General features: G+C 57.5%; 11 protein-coding genes, 1 tRNA gene and 1 pseudogene. 7 read left to right on the top strand and 6 right to left on the bottom strand.

Annotated features, from left to right (window positions below):
* Positions 1–39: 39 nt before the first annotated feature.
* The 4 genes and pseudogenes from LJA86_RS18440 to LJA86_RS18425 all read left to right on the top strand — a co-directional run bounded on the left by LJA86_RS18440 (position 40) and on the right by LJA86_RS18425 (position 2,747).
* Entirely contained in the window at positions 40–564 is a 525-nt protein-coding gene (locus tag LJA86_RS18440) for a lipocalin family protein (protein ID WP_063622787.1), read from the top strand.
* A 78-nt stretch (positions 565–642) separates the two neighbouring features.
* Positions 643–1,641, top strand: a complete 999-nt coding sequence (locus LJA86_RS18435) for a class I SAM-dependent methyltransferase (RefSeq protein ID WP_229226553.1) — start codon at positions 643–645, stop codon at positions 1,639–1,641.
* Positions 1,642–1,996: 355 nt separating this feature from the next.
* The gene (locus tag LJA86_RS18430; protein ID WP_048226516.1) at positions 1,997–2,452 is read left to right on the top strand and encodes an acetyltransferase; all 456 of its coding nucleotides are present in this window, start codon (positions 1,997–1,999) and stop codon (positions 2,450–2,452) included.
* Positions 2,453–2,548: 96 nt separating this feature from the next.
* A pseudogene (locus LJA86_RS18425) lies at positions 2,549–2,747 on the top strand (hypothetical protein).
* 4 nt (positions 2,748–2,751) lie between these two features.
* On the opposite strand, the gene LJA86_RS18420 reads toward LJA86_RS18425, so the two are convergent.
* Entirely contained in the window at positions 2,752–3,492 is a 741-nt protein-coding gene (locus tag LJA86_RS18420; protein ID WP_196352864.1) for a hypothetical protein, read from the bottom strand.
* Between the two features lie 152 nt (positions 3,493–3,644).
* Positions 3,645–3,739 (bottom strand) — tRNA-Sec (locus LJA86_RS18415).
* 290 nt (positions 3,740–4,029) lie between these two features.
* Between LJA86_RS18415 and LJA86_RS18410 the strand changes: the two genes are divergently transcribed.
* Positions 4,030–5,421, top strand: coding sequence for a glycoside-pentoside-hexuronide family transporter (locus tag LJA86_RS18410; protein WP_063622793.1), 1,392 nt, complete (start codon positions 4,030–4,032; stop codon positions 5,419–5,421).
* A gap of 12 nt (positions 5,422–5,433) precedes the next feature.
* Complete coding sequence (gene yicI, locus LJA86_RS18405; protein ID WP_229226552.1) at positions 5,434–7,752, top strand: alpha-xylosidase; 2,319 nt, start codon at positions 5,434–5,436, stop codon at positions 7,750–7,752.
* A gap of 84 nt (positions 7,753–7,836) precedes the next feature.
* Here yicI and LJA86_RS18400 read toward each other — a convergent pair whose 3' ends face one another.
* Together LJA86_RS18400 and xanP are read right to left on the bottom strand one after the other, a co-directional pair.
* Positions 7,837–9,525 (bottom strand): AsmA family protein, encoded by a 1,689-nt coding sequence (locus tag LJA86_RS18400; protein WP_229226551.1) that lies wholly within the window; start codon positions 9,523–9,525, stop codon positions 7,837–7,839.
* A gap of 119 nt (positions 9,526–9,644) precedes the next feature.
* Positions 9,645–11,036: a xanthine/proton symporter XanP gene (gene xanP / locus LJA86_RS18395; RefSeq protein WP_014881972.1), complete on the bottom strand. Its 1,392-nt coding sequence runs from the start codon at positions 11,034–11,036 to the stop codon at positions 9,645–9,647.
* 224 nt (positions 11,037–11,260) lie between these two features.
* On the opposite strand from xanP, the gene gltS reads away from it, so the two are divergent.
* On the top strand, positions 11,261–12,463 hold the full coding sequence (gltS, locus tag LJA86_RS18390; protein WP_196365567.1) for a sodium/glutamate symporter: 1,203 nt from the start codon (positions 11,261–11,263) through the stop codon (positions 12,461–12,463).
* A 1-nt stretch (position 12,464) separates the two neighbouring features.
* Here the strand turns inward: gltS and recG are convergent, their stop codons facing one another.
* Both recG and trmH read right to left on the bottom strand, forming a co-directional pair.
* Entirely contained in the window at positions 12,465–14,546 is a 2,082-nt protein-coding gene (gene recG, locus LJA86_RS18385; RefSeq protein ID WP_229226550.1) for an ATP-dependent DNA helicase RecG, read from the bottom strand.
* 3 nt (positions 14,547–14,549) lie between these two features.
* Positions 14,550–15,239, bottom strand: a complete 690-nt coding sequence (gene trmH / locus LJA86_RS18380; RefSeq protein ID WP_229226549.1) for a tRNA (guanosine(18)-2'-O)-methyltransferase TrmH — start codon at positions 15,237–15,239, stop codon at positions 14,550–14,552.

Genomic DNA, 15,239 nt, shown 5'->3' with positions numbered 1-15,239 from the left:
TACACTTAACATCCAACCGTGCAAATGAAAGGAATTCTCATGAAGCTATGGCCTGTTGTGACCGGTGTTGCGATTGCTTTGACGCTGGTCGCCTGTAAATCCCCCACGCCGCCGAAAGGCGTTCAGCCTATTACCCACTTTGACGCCAGCCGCTATCTCGGCAAATGGTACGAAGTCGCCCGTCTGGAAAACCGCTTCGAACGCGGCCTGGAGCAGGTGACGGCGACCTACGGCAAGCGCAGCGACGGCGGTATCAGCGTGCTTAACCGGGGCTACGATCCGGTGAAGAACAAGTGGAACGAGAGCGAGGGGAAAGCGTACTTTACCGGCGAGCCGACCACCGCCGCGCTGAAGGTCTCCTTCTTCGGCCCGTTCTACGGCGGCTATAACGTGATCAGACTCGACGATAAGTACCAGTACGCGCTGGTCAGCGGCCCGAACCGTGATTACCTGTGGATCCTGTCGCGTACGCCGACCATCCCGGATGCGGTGAAGCAGGATTACCTGAATACCGCGCGCAGTCTGGGCTTCCGGGTTGACCAACTGGTGTGGGTGAAGCAATAAAAATCGTGCTTTCTTCCTGGGGCATTACTGGCTGGCCTGGATAGACTTCCGTTAAAAGCCTAACGGGGAGAAGACGACATGAACTGGCAGCCTTTTCGCGGCGATGCGCCGGAAAATATGACGATTTTCGGCGCGTCATTTCCCGACGTCAGCGACCAGTGGCCGATGAAAGACGATGCTGCCCGTGAGATCGCCTCCCTTGACCGCGCCCTGAAAGCCGAGCCAGCGCTCCGTCCGCCGCGGGTGGAATACGACGAGGGCGGGCAGGCCGTGCTTGTCACCCAGAACCGCTATTCCGAACAGGCCTTCCGTAACCGCCCGGCCCTCACCGCGTGGCGCACCCGGCTGGTCCCCTCCGCGCTGGCGCTGTTTGTGGTGCAAAACCCGCTGGAAGACCGCCTGCCCGATGGAACAAAAATGGACAGCGACAGCCGCCAGTGGTTTATCCACGCAAATGATGCCATCGGCGTGCGTTCCCGCGCCCGGGTGCTGGCCGCGCTGGTGGATAAGTACATTCACAATGAGAGCGAGAACAACTGGGTCAGCCTCGCGAGCGGCGCCGCCATTCCGGTGCTGGAGGCGCTACGTGAAGCAAAGCTTGATGGCCAGCAGGTCTATCTCACGCTGGTGGACAAAGACCCCGTAGCGCTGAGCTGGGCGGAAACCATGGCGGCGCAGGAAGGCATTGTGGTGGGCGAACAGCTGACGCTGCTCAGGCGCAACCTGCTCCATACGCTGGTGCGTAACGAGGACCTGCTGCTGGAGCTGGGCGAGCATCAGGCCGAACTGGTCGACGCGCTGGGGATTTTTGAATACTTCAGCGATACCGATGCGGTGATTTTCCTCCAGCGCGCGCTGCGGCTGGTCAAACCCGGCGGGGCGGTGATTGTGTCGAACATGCTGACCAGCAGCCCGCACATTGACTTTGTGCTGCGGGGTATTGGCTGGGAGGATATTCACCCGAGGACGCTGCAGCAGCTGCAGGACATCCACCTCGCGGCGGGCGTGCCGGTGGAAAACGTCACCGTGGTGGTGCCGAAGGACGGGGTGTATGCGGTGATGGAGATTAGGGTTTAGCGCGAGCTGTGTGGGGGTACAAACCGCACTATCGGTTCCCTCTCCCTGAGGGAGAGGGTTAGGGTGAGAGGGAGCAGTCCACTACAATATTCACTGTTCCTCAGTTGTTCGGTTAAACCGAACAACTGCCATGAAAGATTGACTCTTTTCCTTGTTCTCATTCCCTGATGATGATTCTTGCTTGTCATGATCTATCTTCTGCCCAGTTTCCTGAACCAACTTCCGGGCCATTTCCCTGATACGCTCTCGGCTTTCAGGTGTACGAGAGTTTATAACTGCATTTAAGGTCTTCAGTTTATTACCTCCATGCTTCTGGATACTTGATTTAATCGCCACGCTCTATAATGATCCCCCCATGAAAATAGAAACCGCACTCCCCTCACACTTCGAACGTCTGGTTGCGATCTGGGAATCCTCCGTCCGCGCCACCCATCACTTTTTACAGGAAAGCGATATCGCGGCGCTGCGCCCGTTATTGCTCAACGCGTACCTGCCTAACCTCACCGTCGTGATGGCCCAGGATGACGCAGGCGTTATTCACGGTTTTTTAGGCGTGTATGAAAACCGCATTGAAATGCTGTTTGTTGACAATGCGAGCCGGGGTAAGGGCGTCGGGAAATTGCTGCTGCAACACGCCATCGCAGTGTTCGGCGCGAACGAAGTGGATGTGAATGAGCAGAACCCGCAGGGCGTCGCGTTTTATCGCCATATGGGGTTTGAGCAGGTCGGGCGCTCGGAACAGGACGGGCAGGGGAATCCGTTTCCGTTGCTGCATATGAAGCTGGGCAGGGATACCGGGATTAGCGCTTAGCCTGCTTATCCCATTTTAATAAGCCGATAATATCTTTCTCACCTTCGGCTTGTTTCAGCAGGCGCTGCTTTTTTCATATAAATACAGGGGATATAGGTGTCCAGAGGCCAATTATATCGCGTGAAAAAAGCAAAAGGCGGCAGGCAATCTCCACACTTTAAAAAGGCGAATTGATCCGGCATTGAAGGAATTGTTGGATGTGGTTGCGGCTGAGGAAGGGGTTAGCCTCGCCAGTTGGTTGAAGGAACTGGCGAGGGAGGAATTGCGAATGATAGATGTTGAGCCAGAAGGATAAATTTTTACTTCGTTTTCAGTGTTGACCTAATAAATTTTAAGCTATGGTAACTCAATAACAAAGTAATTAAAAAAATTATCATTATGAAAACGGTCTTTATAATTCTTTCATTATTCTCATAAAAAGATGCAAAATCTGACGCCCTACCAAAATGGATTTCGCCATACTCAATTTTTGCTATTTGTTCTTCGTTTCCAATTATAATGGATTTTTTATCAAACTTATCGTTTTTCGCCCATGCCCAGATTCGATAATTTCCATTTTGCCTTATTGATGGGACTGTTAAGCGAGAAATTATATCAGGTTTTTCAAATTTTTCTTTCTTGTCATCTTCAACCATGACTAAGACTTTCTCGGGAAAGTCAATATATACATTTTTGGCTGTTGCATCTCCTGAATTATATAAGCTTATAAAAATTAATTTCCTATACTCTTCTAATCCATTTTGAAAAGGAGAGTTAAATGGGGTTAGAATAGATTTTCTAATATCATCAACAAGTTTTGATTTCTCTTCGAATTCTGTATTGTTTGCTATGCTATCAATTCGATCATAAATTTTTTTGTAACCCGATTCGGCAATAACCTTCAACATGAGTTTATCATATTGTGGAGGTGTATAAAATATACTATCCGTCAAATAAGCTGTAAGTACAGGTGTTGGTTTGTTAATGGCATATATCCCTGTGATGCAAGCAATTATTCCCGCGATTATGGAAATAATTGAATTGAGGTTAGTAAGCTTCATATGATTTCCGTGAACTAAATATATATAGAATTATTATTCTTATATCATAATTTATCAAAGAGTAGTATGGCGAATTCATTTTAAGAGTGATTTTTACGGATTAGGAGCTATAAAAATTGGTGAGGATCATTTATGGATACAAATGGACATTTTGGCGGAAGATCACAGGAGTCGAACCTGCCCGGGAACGCTGGCGTCCCCAACTGGATTTGAAGTCCAGCCACCTCACCGGAGATGACGATCTTCCGCGCCTGCATTGCTACATGGAGGCGGGGCGCATTATAGCTACTTTCAGGCATTTACCACATACCCCACACCACTTTTTTCACCTCTCTTTTGACCTGCACCCCCCTGTTTCAGTTAATTCCTAAGAAAATCCTCATGTTAGCCCTTCGTGCTCCCCAATATTTACCGCGATCACAAAAAACAAGAAACGTAATCTGCTAACCAGAAAACGCAATACCCGCTCAAGAAACAATGGTTTAAAAACACTGTAACCGGTCTCAGCGCCCCCTATAGCGTGAAGGATAAAAAAAGATGAGCGAAGTATTGTCAGTAAAAGAGAAGATTGGCTACGGCATGGGAGACGCCGCCAGCCACATCATTTTTGATAACGTCATGTTGTACATGATGTTTTTCTATACCGATATTTTCGGCATTCCCGCCGGATTTGTCGGCACCATGTTCCTGCTGGCGCGCGCGCTGGATGCGATCTCCGACCCGTGCATGGGGCTGATTGCCGACCGCACCCGCAGCCGCTGGGGCAAGTTCCGACCGTGGATTTTGTTTGGCGCGATCCCGTTCGGCATCGTCTGCGTGCTGGCCTACACCACGCCGGACCTCAGCCTCAACGGCAAAATGGTTTATGCCGCCGTGACTTACACGCTGCTGACCCTGCTCTATACCGTGGTCAATATTCCTTACTGCGCGCTGGGCGGCGTGATCACCAGTGACCCGACGCAGCGTATCTCCCTTCAGTCCTGGCGCTTTGTGCTGGCGACCGCGGGCGGCATGCTCTCCACGGTGCTGATGATGCCGCTGGTGAAGCTGATTGGCGGCGACGATAAGGCGTTCGGCTTCCAGGGCGGCATCGCCGTGCTGTCGGTGGTCGCGTTCCTGATGCTGGCGTTCTGCTTCTTCACCACCAAAGAGCGTATCCAGGTGCCCCCGAGCACCACCTCCATGCGCGAAGACCTGCGCGATATCTGGCAAAACGACCAGTGGCGCATCGTAGGCGTGCTGACCATCCTTAACATCCTTGCCGTCTGCGTGCGCGGCGGCGCGATGATGTACTACTGCACCTGGATCATGGGCTCGCCGGAAGTGTTCGTCGCGTTCCTCACCACCTACTGCGTCGGCAACCTGATTGGCTCCGCGCTGGCGAAACCGCTCACCGACTGGAAGTGCAAGGTCAGCATCTTCTGGTGGACCAACGCCGCGCTGGCGGTGGTCAGCGTGGCGATGTTCTTCGTCCCGATGCATGCCACCGTGGTGATGTTCGCCTTTATCTTCGTCATTGGTGTGCTGCACCAGCTGGTGACGCCGATCCAGTGGGTCATGATGTCCGATACCGTCGACTACGGTGAATGGACCAACGGCAAGCGCCTGACCGGCATCAGCTTTGCAGGCACGCTGTTCGTGCTGAAGCTGGGTCTGGCGCTGGGTGGGGCGATGATCGGCTGGATGCTGGCAGGCGGCGGCTACGACGCGGCGGCCAAAACCCAGAACAGCGCGACCATCAGCATCATTATCGGCCTGTTTACCCTGGCCCCGGCGGTCTGCTATGTGCTGAGCGCCATCATCGCCAAACGCTACTACACGCTGAAAACCCCCTTCCTGACCAAAATCCTGGGCGAGCTGGCACAGGGCGCGCGCCGTAATCAGCAGGAATTTGAAACCCTGCCGGTCAGCAAAGAATTACAGAACTAAGAGGACGAAAGCATGAAAATCAGTGATGGAAACTGGCTTATTCAACCGGGCCTGAATGTGACCTATCCGGTTCAGGTGTTCGACGTGGAGCAGCAGGGTAATGACCTGGTGGTGTATGTGGCGCCGCGCGACGTGCGCGAACGCACCTGGCAACTCGACACGTTGATGTTCACGGTGCGCCTGTTTGCTCCACAGGAAGGGATTGTCGGGGTGCGCATCGAGCACTTCCAGGGCGCCCTGAACAACGGTCCACATTATCCGCTGAACGTCCTGAAAGACGTGAAGGTTGAGATCGAAAACAACGCCGAATTTGCTGAGCTGAAAAGCGGCAGCGTCAGCGTGCGCGTCACCAAAGGCGAGTTCTGGGCGCTGGACTTCCTGCGCAACGGCCAGCGTATTACCGGCAGCCAGCTGAAAAATAACGGCTACGTGCAGGACAGCAATACCCACCGCAATTACGTTTTTGAGCGTCTGGATCTGGGCGTGGGGGAAACGGTCTATGGTCTGGGCGAGCGCTTCACCGCGCTGGTGCGCAACGGCCAGACGGTCGAAACCTGGAACCGCGACGGCGGCACCAGCACCGAGCAGTCCTATAAAAATATCCCGTTCTACCTGACCAACCGCGGCTACGGCGTGCTGGTGAATCATCCTGAAAACGTCTCGTTTGAAGTGGGATCTGAGAAAGTCTCTAAGATGCAGTTCAGCGTTGAAGGCGAATATCTCGAGTACTTCGTGATCGACGGTCCGACGCCGAAAGAGGTGCTGAACCGCTATACGCAGTTCACCGGGCGTCCGGCGCTGCCGCCTGCCTGGTCGTTCGGCCTGTGGCTCACCACCTCGTTCACCACCAATTACGACGAAGCGACGGTGAACAGCTTTATCGACGGTATGGCCGAGCGCGACCTGCCGCTGCACGTCTTCCACTTCGACTGCTTCTGGATGAAGGCCTTCCAGTGGTGTGACTTCGAGTGGGATCCGGTGACCTTCCCGGACCCTGAAGGAATGATCCGCCGCCTGAAGGAGAAAGGGCTGAAGGTTTGCGTGTGGATTAACCCGTACATTGGCCAGAAGTCGCCGATCTTCCGTGAGCTGAAAGATAAAGGCTACCTGCTCAAGCGCCCGGACAGCTCCCTGTGGCAGTGGGACAAATGGCAGCCGGGGCTGGCGATTTACGACTTCACCAACCCGGACGCGTGCCGGTGGTATGCCGACAAACTGAAAGGCCTGGTGGATATCGGCGTCGACTGCTTCAAGACCGACTTCGGCGAGCGTATCCCAACTGACGTGCAGTGGTTCGACGGGTCCGATCCGCAGAAGATGCACAACCATTACGCCTACATCTATAACGAGCTGGTGTGGAACGTGCTGAAAGAGACGGTGGGTGAGGAAGAGGCGGTGCTGTTTGCCCGCTCCGCGTCCGTGGGGGCGCAGCAGTTCCCGGTGCACTGGGGCGGCGACTGCTACGCCAACTACGAATCAATGGCGGAAAGCCTGCGCGGCGGGCTGTCGATTGGCCTGTCCGGTTTTGGATTCTGGAGCCACGATATCGGCGGGTTCGAAAACACCGCCCCGGCGCACGTCTACAAGCGCTGGTGCGCGTTCGGGCTGTTCTCCAGCCACAGCCGCCTGCATGGCAGCAAATCCTACCGCGTGCCGTGGGCGTACGATGACGAGTCCTGCGACGTGGTGCGCCACTTCACGCAGCTGAAGTGCCAGCTGATGCCGTATCTGTACCATCAGGCGACGCTGGCGCGCGAGTTCGGCACGCCGATGCTGCGGGCGATGATGCTGGAGTTCCCGGACGATCCGGCGTGCGATTACCTCGACCGTCAGTACATGCTGGGGGATTCGTTAATGGTGGCGCCGGTGATCTCCGAGGCGGGCGACGTGCAGTTCTACCTGCCGGAAGGGGGCTGGACGCACCTGTGGCACAACGACGAAATCCATGGCGGCCGCTGGCATAAGCAGCAGCACGATTTCATGAGCCTGCCGGTCTACGTGCGCGACAACACGCTGCTGGCGCTGGGCAACAATAATCAGAAACCGGACTACGCGTGGAATGAGGGGACGGCCTTCCAGCTGTTTAACCTGGATGATGGCGCAACGGCGGTGAGCGAAGTGCCTTCGGCGGACGGCGCGGTGGCGTTTACGCTGAAGGCATCACGCCAGGGCGACATCGTGACCTTTACCGGCACGGGAGACGCGCAAAACTGGTCGGTGTGTTTGCGCAACGTGCAGACGGTGAGCGGCGTGAAGGGCGGTTCGCAGGCGGGCAGCGAATGGGGCGTGGTGGTGAAAGCCGAAGGGAATGAGGTGGTGGTTCAGCTCTGAGGTGGAAAATGCCCGGTGGCGCTTCGCTTACCGGGCCTACAATCCCATGTAGGCCGGGTAAGGCGTAGCCGCCACCCGGCTTGTTTATTGCACAGGCGTTGAAACCTCGCCGCCCGTCATCGTCTGCTCTACCTGCTGCTTATCCATATTCACCGCGCTCAGCTTCCCATTCACCGTTGGCTTCAGCGGCGCACTGGCCTGCACGCTGCCGCTGGCGGTGAGCTGAATATTGCCATCGCCTGCAATCGGCAGCGCAGGCCAGCCCCACTGTTGCAGCACATTGAGCGGTACGCCGCGCCCGTTCAGGCTCACTGCGGTCTGCCGCTGCGGGAGTTGTGAAACGGTCGCCGTCGCTTCCAGAATGCCTTTTTCGGTAAACGCGCTGAGGTCGGTAATATTCACCGTGGCGGCATTGGCATTCAGCGCCAGCGACGGACGACGTACGTCGACGCGGTTAAAGGTCGCCGCCGCGCCGTTCAGGGTCGCGCTGCCGCCCCAGACGCCCCACTGACGATCTTTCACAAGCTGCAGGTTTGCGCCATAGCCATCCAGAGAAGTGATCTGCCACGGGAAGGCAGGATCGATGTCGATCACCAGGTTGCGGCTCAGGCCGAATTTTTGCAGCGTGACGCTGTTCAGCCATTCCGGTAGAGGCGCCATCCACAGCGTTTTCCAGTTCTGCGGCAGGGTGTACTCCAGCCCGGCGATGGCGACATCGTCCAGCACCAGCGCTTTGCCGTCGCGTAGCCAGTTACCGGACGTGCGCACCATGCCGCCTTCCCAGCGGGATGTGAACTGACGCAGCGCCATACCCTGCGGGGAAAACTCCGCATTCAGGATCGGGTCAAACAGATGCAGCGAGCCGTAGATAAACTCGCTGGCGTTCATCGACAGACGGCCCTCCTGGCTCTGCCAGTCGCCTTTGCTTAGCGTCAGGTTGCGCAGGCTTAAATCGAGATCGGTCACCGCCCAGTCCGGGCCCTGAAGCCGGGCGTCGGTCACGTCCAGACGACCAATCTGCAGAGAGGGGATAGTGGCCAGCGGCGCGAAGAACGCGGTCAGCGTTTTATCGCTCTGCAGGCGGATTTCGTTCAGGCGCATGGTGTCGATAATCCAGCTCCCGTCGGCGTTGCGCAGGGCGGAGCCGGTGAGTGAGCCGCGGGCCATATCGGCACCAATCGTGTTCAGCACCACCTCCTTGCCGTTAAGCTGGCCCTCGATCAGCACGTTGGTGGCCGGTACGCCGTTCAGAGTCAGCGAGCCTGCGCTCATCTGGATCTGCGCGTGATTACCCAGCACGTTGCCCGCTTCCGGCTGCCATGGGCTGACGCCGCCCGTCACCTTCTGCGCGCTCAGATCCCATTCGGTATGCGGGCTGTTGAACGCCATGTTGTTCAGCTGCAGACGATCGGCCTGGAAAGGCAGCGGCGCGGTCTGCGGGGAGAGGTTCAGCGTGCCGTCGAACAGGGCGATGGTGTCCACGTGCAGCGGATCGGTTATCTGGCGGCTACTCAGGCCGATATCCACTTTTTTGGCTACCAGGGTGGCGGGTTTTCCGTCCCGACCGAAGGTGACGTTTTCCAGAATGAGGTGGGAAGGCGACGAAAAGCGGTGATTCATCTTGTCGAAACTGAGTTCGTAGTCGGTATTTACCGTTACCCAGCTGCTGACCTGAGCCGCACCCCAGCGGGTCTGGAGCAGAATATAGAGCGCCAGCATCACAATGAGCAGGGCTACTAAAAGATAGACGAGTAGCTTTCCAATAAATTTCATGGTCTTCCATCCCGCAAAACGCACATAAGGGAGTTATGCACGATTTATGCGCAATCCTCAAGGCGGGAATGGTGTAATTAGATGTCACGGCAGGCATTGACTGCCTGCCGTGAGAGAAATCAATTTTTCTCAGGCGGGAAAACGAGGTTCAGCACGATAGCGGTGATACCGCCTGCGGCAATGCCGGAAGAGAGCAGGTTTTTCACCCAGTCCGGGGCAAACTGCAGGATCAGCGGCTGCTGAGAAACGCCCAGACCCACGGCCAGCGACAGCGCGATAATCATGATCGCGCGGCGGTTCAGCGGCTCGCGGGAGACGATACGCACGCCGGAGGCCGCGATCGTCCCGAACATCACCAGCGTTGCGCCGCCCAGCACCGGCTCCGGAATGTGCTGTACAAAGCCGCTCACCGCCGGGAACAGGCCGAGGACGATCAGCATCAGCGCCACCACGAAGCCAACGTAGCGGCTGGCCACGCCGGTCAGCTGGATCACGCCGTTGTTCTGACCGAAGCAGGAGTTCGGGAAGGTGTTGAAGACCGCAGAGACAAACGAGTTCAGACCGTTTGCCAGCACGCCGCCTTTCAGGCGCTTCATGTACAGCGGACCGGAAACGGGCTGCTCGGAGACGTCGGAGGTGGCGGTGATGTCGCCGATGGTCTCCAGAGAGGTGATCATAAAGACCAGCATCAGCGGCAGGAGCAGGCCCCAGTCAATGCCCAGACCGTAGTACAGCGGCGTGGGGACGGTGATCAGCGCGCTGTTGGTCGGCGCGGTGTTTTCCGGCAGCATACCCAGCGCCCAGGCCAGCAGGTAACCCGCCGCCATGGCGATCACCAGCGAGGCGACGCGCAGGTAAGGGTTACGCTGACGGTTAAGCAGAATAATGATGGCCAGCACGACGCCTGCCAGCAGCAGGTTTTTCGGCGCGCCGAAGGTGTGGTCGCTCATCGCGGCATAGCCGCCACCGATGGAGGTAAGGCCCACCTGAATCAGCGACAGGCCGATAATCATCACGACGACGCCGGAAACCAGCGGGGTGATAACGCGGCGAGCCAGATGCAGAACGCGGGAGATCACCATCTCCGTACAGCTGGCCAGCATCAGGGTGCCGAACAGCGCCGCCATCATGGTCGGGACATCCGCGCCGCCGGTTTTCAGGGCCGTACCGCCCATGATCAGGGGCGCCACGAAGTTAAAGCTGGTGCCCTGAATCGACAATAATCCCGACCCCACCGGACCCCACGCTTTAATTTGAATAATCGAGGCCACGCCGGAGGCGAAAAGAGACATGCTGATAATGTGCTGCGTGTCCTGCGCCGGTAAGCCGAGCGCCTGGCAAATCAGCAGCGCCGGGGTGATCACCGCAACAAACATCGCCAGAAGATGCTGGCAGGCGGCGAAAAGCGTCTGCGGCAGCGGCGGGCGATCTTCAAGGCGGTAAATCAGTTCGCTATTTTGCTTCTGCGCAATCGGTTGCGCATCAGGCGACTCTATGGTGTTAACGGACATCGGCGGCAATCCCACGGTGGAAAAGCGGGCATTTTATCTGACCACCTGGTAAAAGCAAACGATTGCCAGCAAAAAAGGTAAGAAAATCTGCCGCTGTGAGCAGGTTTTCTACAACGCATCGGGAAAAAAAATTACACTTTTTGCGCCGGGGGCTCATGAAGAGCGCAAACCGGCCCAGGATAACGCCGCGTGTGTAGGGAACACGCGCAAAAAAGGAGCCTTCTATGATTCATCTCGATACGTTGTCGACCCTTGTTGCCGCAACGCTGGTCTTACTGCTTGGTCGTAAGCTGGTACATAGCGTTTCCCTTCTGAAGAAATACACCATTCCTGAACCTGTCGCCGGTGGTCTGCTGGTGGCGCTGGTCCTGCTGGTGCTGAAAAAAAGCATGGGCTGGGAAATCGATTTTGATATGTCCCTGAAAGACCCGTTGATGCTGGCCTTCTTTGCCACCATCGGCCTGAATGCCAACCTGGCGAGCCTGCGGGCGGGCGGTAAGGTGCTCGGTGTATTTTTGATTGTGGTGGTGGGGCTGCTGCTGATGCAAAACGCCATTGGTATCGGGATGGCGTCGCTGCTGGGACTGGATCCGCTGATGGGGCTGCTGGCAGGGTCGATCACCCTGTCAGGCGGTCACGGTACCGGGGCCGCGTGGAGCAAGTTGTTTATCGAGCGCTACGGGTTTGAAAACGCGACGGAAGTGGCGATGGCCTGCGCGACCTTTGGTCTGGTGCTGGGTGGCCTGATTGGCGGCCCGGTGGCTCGCTATCTGGTGAAGCACTCCACCACGCCGGACGGCAGGCCGGACGATGAGCTGGTGCCGACAGCATTCGAAAAGCCGGACGTCGGGCGCAGCATTACCTCGCTGGTGCTGATTGAAACCATCGCGATGATCGCCATCTGCCTGACCGTGGGCAAAGTGGTTGCGCAATGGCTGGCGGGCTCAGCGTTTGAGCTGCCAACGTTTGTCTGCGTGCTGTTTATCGGGGTGATCCTGAGCAACGGTCTGGCGCTAATGGGCTTCTACCGCGTGTTTGAACGGGCGGTGTCGGTGCTCGGCAACGTCTGCCTGTCGCTGTTCCTGGCGATGGCGCTGATGAGCCTCAAGCTGTGGGAGCTGGCCTCGCTGGCGCTGCCAATGGTGGCGATTCTGGCGGTGCAAACCCTGTTTATGGCGCTGTACGCCATGTTTGTCACCTGGCGGATGATGGGCAAAAACTATGATGCGGCGGTGCTGGCGGCGGGTCACTGCGGGTTTGGTCTGGGGGCCACCCCAACGGCTATCGCCAACATGCAGGCGATCACCGAACGCTTCGGGCCTTCGCACATGGCGTTTCTGGTGGTCCCGATGGTCGGGGCGTTCTTTATTGATATCGTCAACGCGCTGGTGATTAAGCTGTACCTGATGCTGCCGATGTTTGCCTGAATCAGGCGTTGGAATAGCGTTCGGTTTCCGGCATCCAGCGCTCAATTAACGCTGCCGCCTGTTCGGGGTAGCGTTCATGAATGTGGCGGGCGAGGCGCTGAACCTCGGGGATCATGGCCTGATCGCGCAGCAAATCCGCGACTTTGAATTCCGCGTTCCCCGTCTGACGCGTGCCCAGCAGTTCACCGGGGCCGCGGATCTCAAGGTCTTTTTGCGCAATCACAAAACCGTCGTTACTGTCTCGCAGCACCTGCAAACGCATCTGGGCGGTTTTCGAGAGCGGGGCTTTGTAGAGCAGGACGCAGTGGGACGCTACCGCGCCACGGCCAACGCGTCCGCGCAGCTGGTGGAGCTGGGCCAGGCCCAGGCGCTCCGGGTTTTCGATAATCATCAGGCTAGAATTCGGGACGTCCACGCCCACTTCAATGACCGTCGTGGCGACCAGCAAATGCAGCTCGCCCTGCTTAAACGACTGCATCACCGCCTGCTTTTCGGCAGGCTTCATGCGTCCGTGAACCAGGCCCACATTCAGCTCCGGCAGCGCCAGCTTAAGCTCTTCCCACGTGGCTTCGGCAGCCTGCGCTTCCAGCAGTTCCGACTCTTCTATCAGCGTACAAACCCAGTAGGCCTGACGCCCTTCGTGGGTGCAGGCGTTGCGCACGCGATCGATGATATCGCTGCGACGCGTGTCAGGAATGGCAACCGTTGTGACCGGCGTACGGCCCGGTGGGAGTTCGTCGATGGTGGAGGTATCCAGATCGGCGTAAGCCGTCATCGCCAGGGTGCGCGGGATCGGCGTGGCGGTCATGATCAGCTGATGCGGGTGGAAGCCCTGCTGCAGTCCCTTTTCCCACAGCGCCAGACGTTGATGCACGCCGAAGCGGTGCTGTTCATCGATAATCACCAGCGCAAGGCCGCTGAACTGCACCTGTTCCTGGAAGATAGCGTGCGTGCCGACAATCATCTGCACCTGCCCGCTGGCGATGGCCTCCTGTTGCGCAAGGCGCGCTTTGCCTTTTTGCTTTCCGGCAAGCCAGCCGACTTCAATCCCGAGCGGTGCAAACCAGGCGCGGAAATTGTTGGCGTGTTGTTCAGCCAGCAGTTCGGTTGGTGCCATCAGCGCGACCTGTTTGCCGTGGGCAATTGCGCGCAGGGCGGCCAGCGCGGCAACCAGCGTTTTACCGGACCCTACGTCGCCCTGCACCAGGCGCATCATCGGCACGTCGAGCGCCATATCGCGTTCAATCTCGGCGGTGACGCGCGCCTGTGCGCCGGTGGGTTTAAACGGCAGGGAGGCCAGCAGCTTATCTTTGAGCTCATCACGCGGGCTTAATGGCTGGGCATGGAAACGCTGCGCGCCGGCGCGCAGCGCCAGCATGCTCAGGTTATGGGCCAGTAATTCCTCAAGGATAAGACGCTGTTGAGCGGGGTGTTTGCCGCTTTCTAAGTCGCTGAGCTGCAGCGTTGGCGGCGGGCGGTGCAGGGTGCGAAGCGCCTCGGGAAGGCTCATCATGCCCTGTGCCAGCTCGGGCGGCAGCAGCTCGGTAATGGCGCAGGTATCCAGCAGCTCCAGCGCCTGATCGGTGAGCTTACGCAGCGTCGCCTGCTTGATGCCTTCGGTCGTCGGGTAAACCGGGGTGAGCGTCTCCTGCATCTCTGGCGTGCTGAGATCGCCCTGCACGCGGTACTCCGGGTGGATCATCTCTGCGCCATATTTTCCGCGTTTGGCTTCGCCATAGGCCAGCACCCTGTGGCCCGTTGCCAGGCTGTTTTTCATCGCCGCGCTGAAGTTGAAAAAACGCATGGTGAGAATGCCGGTGCCGTCGCTGATCTGACAGGTCATCATCCGGCGTCCGCCGAAGGTGATGTTGCAGTTCAGAACTTCGCCTTCAACGGTGGCGTAAATGGCGGGAAGGAGATCGCCGATCTTGTAAAGCTGGGTGCGGTCTTCGTAACGCAGGGGGAGGTGAAGCAGGAGATCCTGCACCGTGTGCAGGCCAATTTTAGCCAGCTTATTGCTTTGCGCCGCGCCCACGCCCGTCAGGCTGTTGAGCGGGATAGCATCCAGCAGGCGGCCTTTCATCGGTTACCCGGCGTACTGCATGGTGGCCCACCACTCGGCATCGGCTTCAATTTCGCCCTGCGCGTTGACGTGGGGGTAAGGCAATTTTTTCTGCTTCGCAACGCGAGCCAGCACCGGATATCCGCCTTCAAACAGCAGGCGCTGCTGTTCATCTTCCGGCAGCATGCTGTTGCTACGCTCGTACATGCCGGCGTTCTGACGCTGGCGCTGCGCTTCATACAGAATGAGCGCGGACGCCACGGAGACATTGAGTGACTGGACCATGCCAATCATCGGAATGATGATGTCCCGATCCGCCAGATCCAGCGCTTCCTGTGTGATCCCGGTTTTCTCCTGACCCATCAAAATGCAGGTCGGGCGGGTGTAGTCGATCTCGCGGAAATCCACGGCCTTAGCGGACAGGTTAGTGGCAAGGATCTGCATCCCGCGTCCTTTCAGGTGCGATACGGCTTCGCCAATTGTCTGGTGAGATTTGACGGAAACCCAGCTGTTACTGCCTGCCGCGGCAGAGACCATGGTTCGCATCCGGTGACCCGGCCAGACGGCGTGCACTTCATGCACACCGACGGCATCTGCGGTACGAACGATAGCAGAGACGTTATGCGGTTTATGGACCTGCTCCATGCAGACCGTCAGGTCAGGCTGACGCCTGGCGAGCATTTCGCATATCCGCGCGTAACGTTGTGAATTCAT

This window comes from Enterobacter sp. TCD1-1, assembly GCF_020567405.1.
Classification (GTDB): domain Bacteria; phylum Pseudomonadota; class Gammaproteobacteria; order Enterobacterales; family Enterobacteriaceae; genus Enterobacter; species Enterobacter quasiroggenkampii.
This window is presented reverse-complemented; position numbering and strand designations above follow the sequence as displayed.